Below are 16,911 nucleotides of genomic sequence, written 5' to 3' on the forward strand. Positions count from 1 at the left end.
CCGACCACGATCACGCCGGGGGCGAGGCCGGGGTCTGTGGTCCTGCCTGGATCCCGAGCGGCGATTGACCGAGCGCCGCGGCGACTGAAATCGCCGGAAGCGGCGGACCGGTGGTTTCAGGCGGGGATCAGCGACGGTCCAGGGCGTAGCCGTGCCGGGAAAACGGTCCATGGGCCCGGTCCAGGAGGGCCCGCACCTGGTCGAGGGCGGCCGACTCGGAGCCGGACCGGACGAAGAGGTAGAGTTCCAGCCCCTCCGCGGCGGGCCGGACGGTGAGGTGTTCGAGCCCCTCAGCCGGTCGGGCATGAGCCCAGATCAGGTCCTCGACGATCGGGCCGGCCGATTCGGCCGAAGGGCCGGTGGCCAGGCCTTCCAGGCGTGCGAGCACGACCCGCATGGAGCTCAGTCTCATCTGATGACCTGCGAGTACGCATCCCAGCCGATGACCCGTGAGGGCGCGGCGCGGCCGGTCCGATCGCCCGCGCCGGGCGTGGCGGGTGTGGCGGCCGTAGCGGTCGCTGCGCCCGTGGACGGCGCCGGTGCCGCGGTCGGCGTGGCAACTCCGGTTCCGTCAGCGGGTGTTGCGGTGCTCGCCGCCCCGGAGGAGAGCGCGCCCGCGCCGGTCACGGCGGCCGTCGGCTTGCCGGCCCCGTCGGCGGCGCAGCCGGTCACCACGGCGGCGGTGCACAGGGCCAGAGCGGCGGACACCGCGGTGAAGGTCGATCGCTGGGTGCGTGCGGGCATGACGGCTCCCGAGGTCGAGGAGGACGGCGAGAAAGGAGGGGGGCGGGCCGGCGACGACGTTCGCCAGGCTGTGCGCGGCGGAATCGCACCGACGGCGCGGCGGAGCATCAGCGCGGTACGGCTGGATCCGGGTGCGGTGCGGAGGCCTCGGTGGCCTCGGTGGCCTCGGTGGCCTCGGTGGCCTCTGGAGGATTCGGCGGGCCGGTGGTGCGGAGTGCCGGGCCCGGCGCGTCGCGGGGCCCGAAGCGGGCTCAGTCCCAGCCGATGACCTGCGAGGCCACACCCGTGTCGGTGCGGACCGCGGCGGCGGTCGCGGCGGAGGCGGCCGGGGCGGCGGCGAGCAGGAGCAGGGCGGCGAGGCCGGCGGTGGCGATCGACGAAACGGCGCGGAGCATGGTGGTCCCCCGGGAGGCGGTTGGTGGTGTGAGCCGGCGAGACGGCCCTTGGGATCCGGTCCCGGGGGCGTTGTCCTCGCCCCCGTGCCGGCGATCACCATCCTGCTGGCCCTGGGGACCCCGCGGAATGGCTTCGCCCTGTCACCAACGGGACAGGCACCTTGGTGTCACGAAAGGCTCATCAGCCGCCGATGCCCCGTGCGCACCGTGCACCGGCCGGCCCGTAAGCCGCCGTCATGACACGCCCTGGGGCCCGCCTCCTGGATTCCGTCGGACCGCGCCGCACGGCCTCCCCGGAACGAGCGGACTGCCACGGCCCGTACCGGGCTTTGTGTCCGTCGCGTACCAGGGAGCGCTTGATCGGGTATCGGTGTCGGTGACGCGGCAGGGGTGTCCGATGTCCGCCGTATCGTCCCTTCGCGTCCCGATCCCTGTCCCGTCGACCGTCCGAAGAGCTGCCTTCGTCCTCCAACTCTTCCGGGAGATCAAGGAATCGGGATACACCGGCAGCCTCAACCCGCTCTACCGCTCCATCACCCAGGGCCGCGCCGAGGGCGACAAGCCGGTCACCACCCCGCAGCGCTTCGCCCGCCTCCTCCTCAGCCGCCCCGGGAACCTGCGCGACAAGGACACCGCACTACTGCGGGGACTCACCGACGCCTGCCCGGAGATGACCGAACTCGCCCACCTCACCCGCGAGTTAGCCCGGCTGCCGACCCCGGCGGAGGGCAACGACGCCACGCTTGCCGACTGGATCACCACGGTCCGCGCCACCGACCCGCCCCACCTGCACTCCTTCACGAACGGCCTCGAACTCGACCGCGCCGCCGTCGACGCCGGACTCGCCCTCCCCTGGCACAACGGCCGCACCGAGGGCGGCAACACGCGAACCAAGAGGACCATGCGCCAGATGCACGGCCGAGCCGGGTCCCCCCCTGCTCCGCCACCGCATCCTCCTCCAGCGATCACCACACAGCGCTACCACCGACTACGGGACAGCGCCGAAGACCGTACAGAGCCGAAGACCGTACAGACCCACGCCCGGCGCCACCGAGCGGGCAGGGCCCTGACCTGCGTGCGAGAATTGGTTACCGGTTCGCAGTTCGGTGTCCGAGGCCCGCCTGTCGCTGCACGGGGAGCGGGTGCGGCACCTGACGTCCCCTCCTGCTGATCCCATCGACACGCTGGGAGGCTCTCGGTGAGCGAACGTCTCAATGCGTGGCCGGCACTGGTGTATGAGGACCTGGCGCCCATGGTTGGCTACGTGAACCGGGTGGTACAGGTCGCGGGCAAGTACACCCTCGACGAGCCCTTCGAAGTCGGCTGGGGAAACATCGTCCTCGATGTCACCCCCCGGGGGCTCCGTACGCCAACCCTTCGGCAGCGAGGCGTGACCTTCACGGTGCACTACAGCCTGCTCGACGGTGGCGTGGTCATCGAGGCCGACAACGGCTCGCGGACGGTGCCCTTGTCCAAAGGGTCGGTCGCCATGTTCTATGCGTCCTTCTGCGATGCGGCAGACGAGCTCGGCATACACCGACCGCGCAGCTCGTTGATCTGCGAGATTCCGGATGCCCCGCCGCGTTTCGAGGACGATCACGTCGAACGCACCTGGGACGGCCACGCGGCCCGGCTGATCTGGACAGCGTTGAACCTCGCCGCTGACGGACTCGAGGCGTGGCAGGCCCCCTTCCTGGGACACCGCCCCCGGGTCGGTGTGATGTGGGGCGGCTTCGACCTGTCCGCCACGCGTTTCCGGGCGCAGCCCACCGTGCCGCCGCCCCACCGGCCGCCGTTCATGCAGAACGCCCAGCTCGACGCGTACGTGTCGGTGGGATTCTCCTTCGGGGATGCCAAGGCGCCGAACGTCGGCATGTACGCGTACATCTGGCCCCAGCCGGACGGTCTCGGGGGCCGGTCCTGGGGTGTCGAGGGCGCCTCCTGGCATCCCGACGCAGGTCTGGTTCGTCTGCCGTGGGCCACGCTCAGGGAGACAGCGGACCCGCACCAGGCCATCGTGGCGTTCGGTGACGCCGTCTACGATGCCGCCGTCGAGACGGCAGGCTGGCCGTCCGACCTCGTCGGACCCCGCGTCGAGGGTTGGTACATGAGCAGGACACCGCCCGCGCTCGTCCAGCACCAGCACGGCGACTCGGGTCGAGATTCCTGACTCGGAAGGCTATTGGCTGGCGCGGCGGCTCGTTGAGGCCCTGGACGATGACGGCGCGTCGCGACTGAGCAGTTGGCCTTGCGGAACAGCGGCCCCATGGTTCATCCGCGTCGGCGGGTGACGAGGAATGTCTTCGGGGGCTCGCGTATGAGGACGCCTGCGTGCCCTGGGCGCCGCGCTCAGGCGCCCGGGTGACTGTCCAGGGTCAGTGGCCGGCGCTCTGGCCGCCGTCGACGTGGAGGATCTCACCGGTGACGAACGGAGCGTTCTCGAGGTAGATCACCGCGCCGACGATGTCGCCGACCTCGCCCATCCGGCCGATCGGATGCAGGGCGGCGAGCGTCTTGTGGTACTCCTCCGGGTTCAGCGGTGTCTTGATGATGCCGAGCGAGACGGCGTTGCTGCGGATTCCACGGGAGGCGTACTCGATGGCCAAGGCCTTGGTGGCCGACTGCAGGCCGCCCTTGGTGAGGGAGGCCAGGACCGAGGTCACGGCGGACATGGCGTGGTCGACCAGGCTGGTGGTGAGCTGGACGACGTGGCCGCAGCCCTGGCGGAGCATCTGCTCGACGGCGAGCTGGGTGATGCGGAAGAAGCCGGTCAGGTTGACACCGGTCACCGCGTCGTAGTCGGCCTGGGTGTAGTCGGTGAACGGCTTGGCGATGAAAATGCCGGCGTTGTTGACCAGGGTGTCGATGCGGCCGAAGCGCTCAATGGCGGCGCCGGCCACGCGTTCGGCGGTGGCGGGGTCGGCGATGTCGCCCTGGATGGTGAGGATGTTCGGGTCCTGGGACGGGGCGATGCTGCGCGAGGTCGCGACCACGGCGTAGCCGAGCTTGCGGTAGGCGTCGACCAGGCTGGCGCCGATGCCCTGCGACGCGCCCGTGATGACGGCGACCTTCTGACCGGGAGTGCTCATGGTGACCTTCTCCAGTGGTTGCCCGGGCCGGCTCCCACCGCGGGATGCTCCGTGGGACCGGACGACCGGTCGGCAATCCTCCAGGGGGTGCGGGCGGGCCGGCCCAAGCACCCGCCCGCTACCTGCGGTGGGAGTCTCCGCCTTCCGGGAGGGAGGAAGCCGGTCGCAGGACCGTGCTCCGGGCTCCGCGCCGCTGGTGCCCCGAGCCAGGGAGCCGGCGCCCCGGAACCGGCCTCGGTTGGCTGTGCGCGGGGCGGGCCGAGGCAGGGAACTCGCCGAAGAGGTCGTCGTGGGGTGCGAGAGCGCCAGTGGTGACCTCTCCGCCCTGGCGTGGTCGGGCTTGATGAACAGGTTGGTCGTCGCCCCGAGACCATGGTCGCGTTCAGTGCCGAGGCGCCGCACCTGCGGGAGGCCTTTCGGGGCTCTTCTGCTCCATCTGTGGGTCGCTGAAGAGCGGTATTGAACGCGTTGGTCGGATGCGCGCAGGCGGTTCCGCAGGACGTCCGGTTCGAGGAGAAGTCGCAGGTCATCGTGGTCGCGGTCCGGCTCAGGTCCCGGGCGCGTCGCCGCTGCGGGATCTGCGGCACCCGCTGCCCGAGGTTCGACGCCGGAGCGGGACGACGGCGCTGGCGGCGCCCAGGACCGAGCGGCGCGGGTGTTGGACTTCTCCGTCTGCCCCGGGTGCGCTACAGCACCGCACGTTACAGAGCGCGACTGGCCACAGCCCTCGGGCAGGTGCCGCGTGGCTTACTCCTGGTCGGGCACGGCCTTGATGGTGCGCCGGCGTCGCGCGTCGACGTTGCCGACCTTCCGTCGGTCAACCTGCTGCCAGCGCTGCTACTTGGGGGCGGGGAACGAATAGGTGGCGGTTCCCTTGAAGGTCTTGCCGTCGTCGAGCTTGCCGAGTTCGAACTCGAACGTCCCCCCGCGCAGCCCGTCGAACACGACCCCGTTTCCCTCGCGACACTCGATGGTCCTGTGGCCGATGTCCGTGTTGATGCCGTCGGCGCTGCGCAAGGTGACGGTCATTTCCGATTTGGGCCGGTTGCAGCTCTTCACGGTGAAGCGGATGTCGCCGTCGCCGGTCTCGAACTCCGGGGTGATCCACAGGTGTTGAAACTCGAAGCTCACCGTTCGGCTGGCGGCGTAGGCCAGCGAGGCCTGGCTGACGGCGAGAACTGCGGTGCAGCACGCAGCCACCGCGATGCGCCCCACGTTTCGCATCCCGGTACGGGAACGGATCATCTGGCCTCCCTACAGGTGCGTACAGTTCGCAGGCCTATCGTCTCGGAGAGATCGCGTGCCGGGTATCGCACGGGCGGGTGACGGCGGACTGTCGGCGTTGACCGCACGCGGATGCTCGTCAAGGCCCCGGAGTCCTACCTCTGACCCCAACCGCAAACACGAGTCGACGCGGTGGCGCCGGAGCACCGCGACGAGCGGCGGGGCCGCCAGGGTGCACAGGCCGGTCACGCGAAGCTGGCGAGAACGACCACACCCTCGACTTCGGTTTCCGGCACTGCGGGTGTGGGCGCCGACGCAGGTCGAGCACGACCAGGACGTCAGGCCGCCGACGGACGCGACGCCCGGCGACGCCCGGCGACGCCCGGCGACGCCCGGCGATGCGCTGCCGGGCGCCGGCGTAGGTGCGCTGCTGCCGATCGGGGTGCTTCGGGCGGCCGGGAAACGGCACGAGGGCCTGTGCCCGCGCAGACGCGCGGGCACAGGCCCTTCGTGGGTCACTCCGGTTGCCCCTGTCCGGCCCCCGGGGTGAGGGGAAGCCGAGTGGTCGGCTTAGTACCAGTGGTGGGTCTGCCAGAAGCTCCAGGCGGCGTTCGGGCTGCCGTAGCGGGTGTTCATGTAGTCCAGCGTCCACTTGATCTGGGTGGACGGGTTGGTCTTCCAGTCCGCACCGGCCGAGGCCATCTTGGAGGCCGGCAGCGCCTGGCCCAGACCGTACGAGCCCGAGCTCGGGTTGGTCGCCGTGACGTTCCAGCCCGACTCGTGGGAGACGATCTGGCTGAACGAGGCCAGCTGGTCCGCCGGCACGATCTGAGCGGCGATGGCCTGCGGGGAGGCGTCCGCGGCCGAGGCGACGGCGGGGACCACGGCGGCACCCAGGGCGGTCACACCGGCGGCACCGGCAAGAATCGCGGCAGAGGTACGCATACGGAGCTTGAAAGCGGGCATGAAGAGCAAGACCTCAATCGGGTTGGGCCGGTGTCACTCCCCGCTTCGACCGTGGCCGGACAGGGGCCGAACGGTCGCGGGGTGTGACTCGGCGGTAAGCCGTTCACCGGCGGGACAGGAGCCGGTGTGGCTGGCGACGAATGCCAAGGTGCCAGACCGGATCGGCACTCGACAAGACCCCCTCGCTACGATCCGCGGTCGTAGCCGAAGAGACCGGCACCGGTTCGAGAGGCGGGTCGCCCGGAGCGTGTCGACCCCTCCCGGCCTGCGCAAACACTCTCCAACAACCCACCAAATAGTCTCAAAATGGTGCAAAACGGACATCACTATCCGTCGTCGTACAGCACATTCGCGTGTGAGCGCACTCACGGCCCCGGCCTCGGCACCATCACCGACCGATCCACCGCGATCACACCGAGTCAACGACGATCGGCCGCCATTGAGACCGTCACCACACCCGGCCGACACGGGAACGGCACCACAGGGCGTCGCCACAGCTGTCGGCCCCCTGGTCGGCACGGCGGCAGTCGGGCAGGGCGCGAAGCCGTCGCAGGACCCCGGTCGGCCACCGAGACGCTCGTCCCGCCGGCACCGCCCGCATCGAGGACCTCACGGCGCGGCGGGGCGCGGCGGGCACCGGCGGCTGGTGCCCGCCCCGCCGGTGTCCAGTGCTCGTTGGGCCAGGCACGAACGGCTGCGTCGAGGCGCTCGGCGCCCTCCCGGTGGGCCGGGTGGGGCATCCGGCCGGCGGTCTCGCCGTCCACCACGTACTCGAGGGCGCAGGCCAGGCCATGGAACCTGTGCTGGCGGCGCAGCTACCACCGCGACCACGTCCAAGTCGGCTTGCCCTGGAACGTCACCGTCGGCATCCCCCGCTCCGAAGACATCCCGGCGTCGTTCGTGGCCGTGCGCGAGTCGCCGGGCATCTCGATGCGGCCCACGCGGCCGGCGAAGCCCCGGGGGTTTCAGGCGTACAGCGCGACCCTGGGCTGGACCGTACCCGGGCCGGCCTTGACGACGGTGAGCCGGTACCGCTGGGTGAGGGTGTGATGGCTGTGGAGGACCAGTTTCGCCTGGGTGAGGTCGGTGTACAGCGTCCCGGTCTGGCTGGCCAGCGGCACGGTCTTCCAGTGGCCGCCGGTCAGGACCTCGAGCTTGATGTCCGCCGGGGCGAGGAAGGGCCCGTTGTCCGGTGACTCGACGAGGATCTGCGGGGCGACGGACCGGTCCGCCGACGAGTCGTTGCGGTAGGTGACAGTGATCCGGTGCGCCGCGTGGTCGGACGGCAGCGGCCGGTCGGGCAGGTCGACGAACGAGGCCGGCGCGGCAGCGGCCGCCACCTGCGGGGCGAAGTCCCCCGTGGCGAGCGCCTGCGACGGCAGCGCGAACACCGTGGCCAACAGGGCGACGAGGGCGGCCGGGGCCAGAGCCCGGCGGAGGATCTTCCAGGTGGGCATGGCGTCTCCTTCGGTCGTCGACGGCGCTCCCGGGAAGTTCACCGGCGGCCGGGCAATCACCCGCCCACCGAGCGCGTCCACGGCTGGACGGACTGCCGCCGCCGGGCAGCCCGGACCGTACCCATCCACCCTGCACACGGATGGCCCACCGCGCATCCGCGCCGCACCGACGGCCCGCGCACGGCCCTCCGATCACGAGGCCCGGGAAACGCAAGGCTGCCGGCCGGGCAGAGCCGGCGGGGGCGGATCCGCCGGCGGGGTGGCCTCGTGTTCCTGGTGGGTCTTGCGGACCGCTTCATCGGCGGAGACGGCCGTGGCGTGCGTGGTGATCGTGGCTGCTCCGGAGTGGGTGTCGGACGTCCCGGCCGCCGTCCCTGGGCCGTACGGGTCGTCGAGTGCCGCCGTTCGACGGATGCGGCGGTCGGGTCCGATGCGGCTGTCGTCCGGCTGAGACACCTTCCTTGTGGGCGTACCGGGGGATGTGCCCCAGCCCGACGAGGACCCCGGTGTCGTGGGGTTCCGAACCGCTTGCCCATCGTTCACCTGAGTGGTTGCAGGAAGGACCCTCGACGTGTCTGATCCCGTCGTCCTCATCACGGGCGCGCTCACCGGCATCGGCCGCGCCACCGCCTTCGCTTACGCCCGTCAAGGCGCGAACCTCGTGGTCTCCGGCCGCCACGAGGACGTGGGTGAGCAGCTCGCCGGGGAACTCTCCGACCTCGGCGCCCCGGCCGAGTTCGTGCGGGCCGACGTCCGCTTCGAGGCCGATGTGAAGGACCTCGTCGACCGCGCGGTCGCGCGGTTCGGGCGGATCGACGTCGCCTTCAACAACGCCGGCACCGAGGGAACACCCGCCCCGGTCACCGAGGTGACCGACGAGGCCTACCAGGCCGTCTTCGACACCAACGTCAAGGGAACGCTGCTCTGTCTGAAGCACGAGTTCCGGGTCATGAGGGAACAGGGCGCAGGCAGCATCGTCAACGTCAGCTCCGTCTTCGGCCTGACGGGCTACCCCGGGGCGGCCTTGTACGTCGGGAGCAAGCACGCCGTCGTCGGCATCACCAAGGCGGCCGCACTCGAAGGCGCCGCTCACGGTATCCGGGTCAACGCGGTCGCGCCCGGCTTCACGCGGACCGCCATGTACGACCGGTTCACCGGCGACGACACGGTACGTGCCGCAGTCGATTCGGCGCTGCCCATGCACCGGGCGGGTACCCCGGAGGAGATCGCCCAGGCCGTCCAGTACCTGGGTTCCGACCAGGCGAGCTACGTCACCGGGCACATCCTCCTGGTCGACGGCGGCCTCCTGGCGGGCGGCCCCCTGTTCCCGAGCACGTGAATCGCGAGGTCGGCGCAAGCGGGTGACAGCTGCCCAGCCCGGACTGCATCGACCGGGGTGGATGAGACGGCGACCGGCTTCGGTGGGAACGGACAGCGATTCCGGAGTCATCCACGGAGGGCCCTGTTCGATGTTCACGGGAAAAGACAGCAGTGCCGACCTGCGGCCGCCGTCCTTGCCAGGCCCATGCCGGACCACGGAGAGGGCGGCGGCATGCTCGAGTACTTCGGCAGGCCGTGGTTCGCCCCGTCAGCGGGTCTCTGCCGGCCATCCGAGGGCTCGGAAGACGGCGACGGAGTCGAGGTAGTCGCGCCAGTGCGTCACCTGGCGGTCCTTGATGGTGATCACGGAGACGAAGTGGTTGTCGTAGCCGCGTCCGGTGTGGACCGCCCGCCCGTGCACGGCGTACTCCAGCACGACCACGGACGCCTCGGGGTCATGATGGACAGCCAACTCGTCCGCGCCGGCCAGGACCATGACGTCGCCGTAGCCGCGGTACAGGTCGGCGACCGCACGGCGACCGTGGACTCGGCGCGGGTAGCCGGGGACCGAGACCACGTACTCGACGACGACGTCCTCGGCCAGGAGGTCGAAGAAGTGGTCCCCGTCGACCAGCCCTTCGAGGCCCTCCTGGATGATCCGGAAGAACGGGTCCAGCGCCACGAAATCCTCAAGGTTCTCGATGGACATGGTCACACGGCCGCCGGTGAGGTCCAGGCGTGGGCGTTGCGCCGGGCGAACTCGCCGAAGGCGGTCGGCTTCTGGCCGGTGACCTTCTCGACGTCGTCGTTGGGCGTGGAGCCGTTGCCGGTGATGATGGGGCCGGTCAGCCAGCGGAGCATCACCGCGTAGTCGGCGGGGACGACACCGGCGGCGACGGCGCCGCCGATCCAGGCCTCGGGGTCGAGGTCCTGGTGCGTGACGGGCTGTCCGGTCATGGCGGTGATGATATCGGCGACGTCGCCGACGGTGAGCGCCTGCGGGCCGGTGGGCGCGTACCGAGCGCCGGCGTGGCGCTCGGGGGCGAGGAGCGTCTCCGCCGCGACGGCGGCGATGTCGGCCGCGTCGACGAAGGCTTCCGTGCCACTGCCGGTGGGGACCGTGACAGCCCCGTTGACGACGGGCAGGTGGGCGTCGGTGAAGTTCTGCATCACCCAGGCCGGGCGCACGATGGAGTGGGTGATGCTCGCTCGGGCAGCGAGGTCGGCTTCGACGGCCTTGATGTCGACCGCGATCCGGTGCGGCACGAGGAGACCGGTGGGCTGGGTGTGCCGCATTCCGTGATGGTCGGCGAGGAAGAGAAGTTCCCGCTTTCGAGCCCACTGGATAACCACCTTGCCCTTGCCGGTGCGGCATGACGAGCCCGCAGGGGCTCCGCAGGTGACCATGGGGCTGCCCGGCCTGGACGGAACCCGGCGCAAGACCGGCCTGACCGTCCTCCACCAACTGCTCCTGGAGGTCCTCGCCCCGCTGCCCGGCGTGGCCGACGTCGCCCTGTGCGGCAACGGGCTCGTGCCGCCCGGCAGCCCGCACGGCCCGTACCTCTACCGCCTCGAACCTGGCACCCGCCGGGCCCTCGGGAACGGTCGGCAGCTCACGCGGCCCGACCGGAACGGCCAGTACGGCGGTGCCCGGGACCGACGCGACCGCAGGGGACGACTTGGCCTGTACGCCGGGTTCTGTCTCCCCGGCGGCCCAGGTGCCGGGGGCGGCGGGCTCGGCGGGCGAGGCGGAGGGCTGCTCGGCAACGATGGCCGGGTCCTCGGCCATTGCTGAGGCCCCCACCGGTGCCTGGGCCACCGGGGTCGTCCGCTCGACGACGGGGGCGGGGCGGGTCAGCACAGGGGCGACCGCACCTGCGGGCTCCGGCTGCGCCACGGGTGACGGCGCCGGGGCGGGCGCGGCGGTGACGGCCTGGTCGTCGGTCTTGGCGGCACGGACGGCGGCCGGGGTCGGGTCCAGCAGCGGGGCGATCCGCACGACGTCACCGACCGACAGGCCCGAAGCCTTCGCGATGGCCGGTGCCTGGGCTCCCTCGTACCCCGCGAGCCCGGCCACCCAGCGCGCACGCTGGGCGGTGAGCTTGTCCAACTCCTTCCGCGCGGCCGCGACCGTCTCCTCGGCGGCCGCGATCTCGGCGCGCGGCTCGCGCAGACCGGCGAGCTCGGCGGTGTACGTCTTGCGGTCCATCGGGCTTACTCCCCCTCGGTGGCGGGCTGGTCGGCGGTGGTCGTGGTGGGGACGTAGGCGATCGGGCCGCCGGAAACCGACGGCAGGCGGGTGCCGAGCAGCAGGCCCGCCACGCGGGCGTTCTGCGGGTCGGTAGGGGTGGCGGCGTCGGCGGGGGCGGTGAGATCGGTGCCGCCCCACGACGGGTCCAAGGTCTTCAGGAACCCGCAGGCGCGTAGGCAGACCACGCCCCCGCCGGCATCTGAAGGACGGCCGTCTCCGTGCTCGGGGTCGAGGGCGAATACGTTCGTTCGGGTGGATTGGCGCCGGTAGCGGCAACGGGGCGCGGTCCGGCCGTCATGATGCCGTCACGGAACGACCGCCCGTTGGGAGCACCCCGCTATGACGACGCAAGGCCGGGCCGCCACCGAGACCGGCGACGAACCGCTGGACCTGGCCGGTCAGGAGCTGGTCAGCGATCCGTTCACCTCCTACGCGCACATCCGTGAACGCGAGCAGATGACGCGGGGGTGCGTACGGGGCGTCGACCCCATGTGGGTGGCCACCCGCCACGACGACATCCGCACGATCATGAGCGATCCCGGCTTCACCATCGACGCCGCGGCCGTCCCCGGCGCGTCGGTGGCCCATCGCACCGAACAGACCTGGCAGGCCCGCGGCATGTACTCAGGGCACGAGAAGTACCTGCGCGCCGGGATCTTCGACTCGGACGGCTCCGACCACCGCCGGTTGCGCGGCCTGGTCGCCGCCGCCTTCTCCCCGCGCCGCGTGGGCGCGCTGCGTCCCAGGATCGAGGCCATCGCCGCCGACCTGCTCGATCAGCTGCCGGACCACGCCGAGAACGGCGTCGTCGACCTGATCGAACACTTCGCCCGGCCGCTGCCGATCACCGTCATCTGCGAACTCATCGCCGTCCCCGAAGCCGACCGCGACCGCTGGCGGGATCGCAGCGCCGCACTGGCCGCCGGCGCCTGCGGTGAGGAGCTGGGCGACGCGCTCGCCGGCATGGTCGCCGACGCCCACGTCCTCATCGAACTCCACACCGCCGCCCCCGGCGGCGACCTCATCTCCGAGCTGCTCGCGCCCCACCACCGCGACCGGTTGAGCACCGACGAGCTCGTCTCGCTCATCACCAACCTGGTCGTCGCCGGGCACATCACGACCGTCAACCTCATCGCCAACGGCACCGAAGCACTCCTCACCCACCCCGACCAACTCGCCCTGCTGCGCGAGGACCCCACCCTCATGCCGCACGCCGTCGACGAACTCATGCGCTACTGCGGTCCCGTCGTGCGCGCGCTGCCCCGCTACGCCACCCGTGACACCACCGTCGGTGCCACCCCGGTGCGCGCCGGAGAAGCCGTCCTTCCGATCGTGTCCGCCGCCAACCGCGACCCGGCCGCCTTCACCGATCCCGACCGCCTCGACCTCGGCCGCACCCGCCGCAGCAGGGAGCCCCACCTCGGATTCGGGTACGGCGCCCACCGCTGTCTGGGCGCACACCTCGCCCAAGAGGAGGCCGCCGTCGCCCTGGCCGCGCTGTTCAACCGTGTACCCGACCTGCAACTCGCCGTCGATCCGGGATCCCTGCAACGCGGCACCAACCCGCTCAACTGGCACATGAAGGACCTCCCCGTACGCCTGGGCCCCCGGACCGCACGGGGCCGGCCAGCGGTCGCCGCAGCGGAGTTGCGGCCGGCTCCTGACCGGCGCCGCCGCGGGAATCGGTGCAGCGTCCCGCCCGTACGAGGATGCCGACCGGAGCCGTGAGGGGCGGGCTGTCAGCGGTGAGGGTTAGCGTGTGCGGCCATGGCAGACATCTTCGAACTCACCCTCACGCTGGACCTGCGCGACGAGTTGTCCGAGGACGACCTCGTCGAGCTCCGATGGCACCTCGGGCTCGGCCCCGAACCGGAGGCGCTCCGAATCGTGACCACGTTTCCGTACTGGGGCGAGGACGACGACGGTGAACTCGTCATCGACAACCACCCCCAGCCCCTTCTGGGCCGTCACGGCGAGGCGCACAAGGTGAGCGGCGCACTCGTCTCCGCCTTCCATCGCCGGGAGGACACCTGGTGCGGCGTATGGGCCCTGACCAGTCGGCAGGAGATCCACCCCGACGAATTCGGTGACACCGGGAAGCTGCTCAGCTGGCTTGCGGCCAAGGCCGACGACAGGCATCGGCAGCTCGACGGCAGCGTGCGCCTCGGGTGGATCCGGTTCTACGAATCGGACCAGGTCGAGCCGTTGGTTGTGCGTGACGGCGTTGTCGTCTGGAGGCAGTAGTCGGCGCACTGGGGCTGGGGAGGTCAGGTGAGCAGGCCTGTCCTGCCCCCTAAGCAGGGGTGGGGATCTTCGATGACCCCTGACGCTGGTGGCCGAGCACCGACGTGGGCACGGTGCGCTTGACGACGCGCTCAACCGCGGCCGGACCGACGCGGTGCGGCTACGGCGGACGCCGGCCGCGCTCCCGCAACCCCGGGCCGGCGACGGGCGGCTCGTGCTGGCCGTGGACGTGGGCAAAGGGGCGGGTTCCGCGTGGTCAGGCGGCGGGTGTGGGGGCCGGGGTCAGGGTGGTGTCGAGCCAGTCGAAGGTGATCTGCTGGAAGCGCGACATCGCTCCCATGTGGCAGTGCTCGCCCGCGCCTTCGGCCTCGGGGAGGGTGATCAGGGTGTGGGGGCAGGTCAGTGCGGCCTGGACACGCTGGGGCTGGCCGCGGAAGAACTGGTCGTCCTCGGCGTCCAGGATGAGGGTGGGGCAGTCGATGAGGTGGGCGACGCCGTCGAGGGTGTAGTCGGCGGTGCGGCGGATGTAGTCCGCGACGGAGTCGGCGCCGAACGCCCACACGCCGTTGCGCAGGGCCCAGCGGAGCTGGGTGCTGCCCTGCATGAGCAGGCTCGCGACGGGGTTGGCGAGGTCGTCGCGCCCGGCCTCGATCCATTCCGCCAGGAACGGGGGCATGAACCGGGTGTGGGCGTCGTGGTAGTCGTAGAGGCCGTCGTCCAGGACCAGGGCGGCCAGGCGGTGTTCGTGGGCGGCGGCGCGGGCGGTGAGGTAGCCGCCGAGGCTGTAGCCCAGCAGTGCGAGCCGGTCGGGGGCGATCTCGGGCCGGGTGAGCGCGTACTCGACCACCGGGGTGACCACGGCCTCCCAGTCCGGACGGAAGACGAGTCCTTGCTCGCGCAGCGCCGCACCCTGGCCGGGCCCGTCGTAGGCCAGCACGTTGTAGCCCCGGCGCAGCGCGGCCGCGCCGATGACGAAGTAGGCCTCCTCCAGGGTGGAGTCGAAGCCGCTGGTGAAGATGACGGTCGGGCGGGGGGCGCCGGAGTCGTCGACGAGGAAGAGGTAGCCGGGCAGGCTGGTGTCCTCGTAGGGGATGCGTACGGCCTGGACGGGGGTGTCCATCAGCGCCGCGGCGGTCGCGAAGGTCTCGCGGGACAGGGCGGAGAGGGTCTTGGCCTCGGGGTCGGCGGCGGGGTCGTCGCGGCGGTAGAACTCGGCGGTGCGGTAGTAGTTCGACGCGCGCAGCAGGGCCTCGCGGGCGCTGACCCTGTGGCCGGCCGTCAGGGCGCCGGTGCCGATGGCGTGGACGCGCTGCGCGGTGTTCTTCCACTCGCGCAGCCAGGCCTCCTCGTCGCCCTCGCCGACGTTGCGCAGGGTGGCCAGGACCTCGCCCAGGTCGGCGCCGCCGTCACCGGCGAAGCCGGCCGCGCGCAGTGCCTCGAAGGAGAACGACTCGTCCTCGTACAGGAATCGCATGGTGCACACCCCAGAACACTTGTCGAGACGGAACCGTTCCGTCTCGTCTTCGAATGACGATAGGCCGCACCGAGTCGAGACGCAACCGTTCCGCCTCGTGTAGGTTCGGGACATGTCCAGCTCTCCCACGCCCCAGCCCCAGCCGCCGGCCCCGGCCCCGGCGTCCGCGCCCGCCTCCGGCCACTCCCCCGGGCGCCGGCTCCCCGGAGGACCCGTGCTCCAGGACTCGGTGACCGAGGCGATCGCCGCCGCCTTCTTCGAGGAACTGGCGTCGGCCGGATACGCGCGGCTGTCCCTGGAAGCGGTCGCCAAGCGCGCCGGTGCGGGCAAGGCGGCCATCTACCGCCGCTGGGCGTCCAAGCTGGACATGACCGTCGACCTGGTCGCCGCCGTCGCCGTCGACGCTTCCGGGCCCACCGACACCGGGACCCTGCGCGGCGACGTCCTCGCCTTCCTCACGGAGGTCGCCGACGCGCTGAACCAGCGGCTTCCCGCGAGGATCATCCCCGACCTGATCGCCGAGGGCGGCCGCAGCCCCGAACTGGCCGAGGCACTCTTCACCACCGTCCGCGACACCCGCCGCGCCAAGGCCACGCAGCTCCTGGAACGGGCGGTCGGCCGCGGCGAACTCCCCGCCGACGTGGACCGCGAACTCGCGCTCGACCTGCTCGCCGGCCCGCTCTACTGGCGCCTGGCGGTCATCCACACCCCGACCGCCCCCGACTACCTCGACCGCCTCACCGACAAGCTCCTCGCTGCCTTCAGCGCCTGACGCCCAGGGCTCACACCACGCGGCGCGGGCCGGTCGGACGGGCCGGACGGGCCGGACGGGTCCGGTGATCCACCGTGGGCGGGAGTCCCGGTGCGGCGTCCCGCCCAGGTGGCGTGGTCAGGGCACGGTGCGCGCTTCCACGATCGGTGGGCATGTACTCGGCGAGGAATCGGGAGTACAGACATGGGCCTCATCCACATCGAACTGTTCACGACCCTCGACCTCGTCGGGCAGGCGCCCGGCGGCCCCGACGAGGACCCGGTCGGGTTCCCGTTCGGCGGCTGGCAGGCGCCCCTGATCGACGAGGCCACCGGGGCACAGATCCTCACCGCGTACGAAGGCACGGACGCCCTCCTGCTCGGCCGACGCACCTATGACATCTTCGCCGCCTACTGGCCGCACCAGAAGGACGGCGCGATCGCCGAGCTCTTCAACCACGCCCCCAAGTACGTGGCCCCCCGCGGCACGCCCAACCTCCCGCCACCGCGCCGCCGGCGTCCCGGCTTCGATAGTGGGCCGCTGACCTGCTAGTATTCTTCTCGTCGCGAGGGAGATGATTCCTCGTCAGGCGTCAGCGGTGCTACCAGAGCACGCCCTACTTTCAGTAGGGAGAGTCCGTGCAACCCGGGCCTGGCGCTCCACTGTCGGGCGAGGCCCGGCACCCGTTCGGGTGCCGGGCCTCGCCCGCGTTTGCGGGCCGTGCGCGGTTGGCGGGGCGTCACGGCCAGACGCGGTAGTGGCCAGGCGGTTGCAGCCGCCCGGCCCTCAGGTCTCCAGGAATCGCCGGTGCCGGTACCCGTGGGCACCGAACGGGGCTGTCCGGACAAGGTGGGAGCCGAGGAGAACGGCCCGGCGGTCGAACTCGGCGCCCAACCTGGTGACGAGCGTGCCGAGGTCGGCCCGGGCACCGCGGGGAAGCCACGGCGGCACGCCCTTCCCGGCGGTCTCGCGCCAGCAGGTGGCTCCGCCCGGCCG

The 16,911-nt window shown here is 71.5% G+C and carries 18 protein-coding genes and 2 pseudogenes; 9 read left to right on the forward strand and 11 right to left on the reverse strand.

What is annotated here, in order from left to right; all coding sequences use genetic code 11:
* Window positions 1-127: 127 nt before the first annotated feature.
* The 3 genes from ACIOJE_RS12390 to ACIOJE_RS12400 form a co-directional block, all read right to left on the reverse strand.
* The gene (locus ACIOJE_RS12390; RefSeq protein ID WP_400775551.1) at window positions 128-412 is read right to left on the reverse strand and encodes a hypothetical protein; all 285 of its coding nucleotides are present in this window, start codon (window positions 410-412) and stop codon (window positions 128-130) included.
* Window positions 409-744: a hypothetical protein gene (locus ACIOJE_RS12395; RefSeq protein ID WP_400775554.1), complete on the reverse strand. Its 336-nt coding sequence runs from the start codon at window positions 742-744 to the stop codon at window positions 409-411. Before ACIOJE_RS12395 ends, ACIOJE_RS12390 begins: the two co-directional genes overlap by 4 nt.
* 251 nt (window positions 745-995) lie before the next feature.
* Window positions 996-1,139, reverse strand: coding sequence for a hypothetical protein (locus ACIOJE_RS12400; RefSeq protein WP_400775557.1), 144 nt, complete (start codon window positions 1,137-1,139; stop codon window positions 996-998).
* A gap of 460 nt (window positions 1,140-1,599) precedes the next feature.
* Between ACIOJE_RS12400 and ACIOJE_RS12405 the strand changes: the two are divergent.
* Window positions 1,600-2,098 (forward strand): annotated as a pseudogene (locus ACIOJE_RS12405) (transposase); the annotation flags it as partial.
* A gap of 239 nt (window positions 2,099-2,337) precedes the next feature.
* Entirely contained in the window at window positions 2,338-3,309 is a 972-nt protein-coding gene (locus tag ACIOJE_RS12410) for a DUF5996 family protein (RefSeq protein ID WP_400775560.1), read from the forward strand.
* A gap of 205 nt (window positions 3,310-3,514) precedes the next feature.
* Here the strand turns inward: ACIOJE_RS12410 and ACIOJE_RS12415 are convergent, their stop codons facing one another.
* The 4 genes from ACIOJE_RS12415 to ACIOJE_RS12430 all read right to left on the reverse strand — a co-directional run bounded on the left by ACIOJE_RS12415 (window position 3,515) and on the right by ACIOJE_RS12430 (window position 7,875).
* A complete protein-coding gene (locus ACIOJE_RS12415; RefSeq protein WP_280677262.1) occupies window positions 3,515-4,228 on the reverse strand; it encodes an SDR family NAD(P)-dependent oxidoreductase in 714 nt (237 codons plus the stop codon).
* An 837-nt stretch (window positions 4,229-5,065) separates the two neighbouring features.
* Window positions 5,066-5,473 carry a hypothetical protein gene (locus ACIOJE_RS12420; protein ID WP_400775563.1) on the reverse strand — a complete coding sequence of 136 codons (408 nt, stop codon included), beginning with the start codon at window positions 5,471-5,473 and terminating at the stop codon, window positions 5,066-5,068.
* Window positions 5,474-6,022: 549 nt separating this feature from the next.
* Window positions 6,023-6,397: a transglycosylase SLT domain-containing protein gene (locus ACIOJE_RS12425; protein WP_280677266.1), complete on the reverse strand. Its 375-nt coding sequence runs from the start codon at window positions 6,395-6,397 to the stop codon at window positions 6,023-6,025.
* A 986-nt stretch (window positions 6,398-7,383) separates the two neighbouring features.
* Window positions 7,384-7,875: a signal peptide protein gene (locus ACIOJE_RS12430; RefSeq protein ID WP_280677268.1), complete on the reverse strand. Its 492-nt coding sequence runs from the start codon at window positions 7,873-7,875 to the stop codon at window positions 7,384-7,386.
* A gap of 571 nt (window positions 7,876-8,446) precedes the next feature.
* On the opposite strand from ACIOJE_RS12430, the gene ACIOJE_RS12435 reads away from it, so the two are divergent.
* On the forward strand, window positions 8,447-9,214 hold the full coding sequence (locus ACIOJE_RS12435; protein ID WP_400775567.1) for an SDR family NAD(P)-dependent oxidoreductase: 768 nt from the start codon (window positions 8,447-8,449) through the stop codon (window positions 9,212-9,214).
* Between the two features lie 249 nt (window positions 9,215-9,463).
* Here ACIOJE_RS12435 and ACIOJE_RS12440 read toward each other — a convergent pair whose 3' ends face one another.
* Window positions 9,464-9,904 (reverse strand): nuclear transport factor 2 family protein, encoded by a 441-nt coding sequence (locus ACIOJE_RS12440; protein ID WP_400775569.1) that lies wholly within the window; start codon window positions 9,902-9,904, stop codon window positions 9,464-9,466.
* A 2-nt stretch (window positions 9,905-9,906) separates the two neighbouring features.
* Window positions 9,907-10,491, reverse strand: a complete 585-nt coding sequence (locus ACIOJE_RS12445; protein ID WP_400775571.1) for a hypothetical protein — start codon at window positions 10,489-10,491, stop codon at window positions 9,907-9,909.
* A gap of 103 nt (window positions 10,492-10,594) precedes the next feature.
* Here ACIOJE_RS12445 and ACIOJE_RS12450 point away from each other — a divergent pair, with 103 nt between their 5' ends.
* Window positions 10,595-10,990, forward strand: coding sequence for a hypothetical protein (locus ACIOJE_RS12450; RefSeq protein ID WP_400775572.1), 396 nt, complete (start codon window positions 10,595-10,597; stop codon window positions 10,988-10,990).
* 419 nt (window positions 10,991-11,409) lie between these two features.
* Here the strand turns inward: ACIOJE_RS12450 and ACIOJE_RS12455 are convergent, their stop codons facing one another.
* Window positions 11,410-11,595 carry a hypothetical protein gene (locus ACIOJE_RS12455; protein WP_400775575.1) on the reverse strand — a complete coding sequence of 62 codons (186 nt, stop codon included), beginning with the start codon at window positions 11,593-11,595 and terminating at the stop codon, window positions 11,410-11,412.
* A gap of 190 nt (window positions 11,596-11,785) precedes the next feature.
* On the opposite strand from ACIOJE_RS12455, the gene ACIOJE_RS12460 reads away from it, so the two are divergent.
* From ACIOJE_RS12460 to ACIOJE_RS12470, 3 genes and pseudogenes are all read left to right on the forward strand, one after another.
* Window positions 11,786-13,174 carry a cytochrome P450 gene (locus ACIOJE_RS12460; RefSeq protein WP_400775578.1) on the forward strand — a complete coding sequence of 463 codons (1,389 nt, stop codon included), beginning with the start codon at window positions 11,786-11,788 and terminating at the stop codon, window positions 13,172-13,174.
* 39 nt (window positions 13,175-13,213) lie between these two features.
* Window positions 13,214-13,690, forward strand: a complete 477-nt coding sequence (locus tag ACIOJE_RS12465; protein ID WP_400775581.1) for a hypothetical protein — start codon at window positions 13,214-13,216, stop codon at window positions 13,688-13,690.
* A 79-nt stretch (window positions 13,691-13,769) separates the two neighbouring features.
* A pseudogene (locus ACIOJE_RS12470) lies at window positions 13,770-13,922 on the forward strand (transposase); the annotation flags it as partial.
* Between the two features lie 24 nt (window positions 13,923-13,946).
* On the opposite strand, the gene ACIOJE_RS12475 reads toward ACIOJE_RS12470, so the two are convergent.
* Window positions 13,947-15,164 (reverse strand): alpha/beta fold hydrolase, encoded by a 1,218-nt coding sequence (locus ACIOJE_RS12475; protein ID WP_280677284.1) that lies wholly within the window; start codon window positions 15,162-15,164, stop codon window positions 13,947-13,949.
* A 112-nt stretch (window positions 15,165-15,276) separates the two neighbouring features.
* Here ACIOJE_RS12475 and ACIOJE_RS12480 point away from each other — a divergent pair, with 112 nt between their 5' ends.
* The gene (locus tag ACIOJE_RS12480) at window positions 15,277-15,936 is read left to right on the forward strand and encodes a TetR-like C-terminal domain-containing protein (protein ID WP_280677286.1); all 660 of its coding nucleotides are present in this window, start codon (window positions 15,277-15,279) and stop codon (window positions 15,934-15,936) included.
* Window positions 15,937-16,119: 183 nt separating this feature from the next.
* Window positions 16,120-16,467 (forward strand): hypothetical protein, encoded by a 348-nt coding sequence (locus tag ACIOJE_RS12485; protein WP_400775583.1) that lies wholly within the window; start codon window positions 16,120-16,122, stop codon window positions 16,465-16,467.
* Window positions 16,468-16,911 lie beyond the last annotated feature (444 nt).

It is taken from the genome of Kitasatospora sp. NPDC087861 (assembly GCF_044742585.1).
GTDB lineage: Bacteria > Actinomycetota > Actinomycetes > Streptomycetales > Streptomycetaceae > Kitasatospora.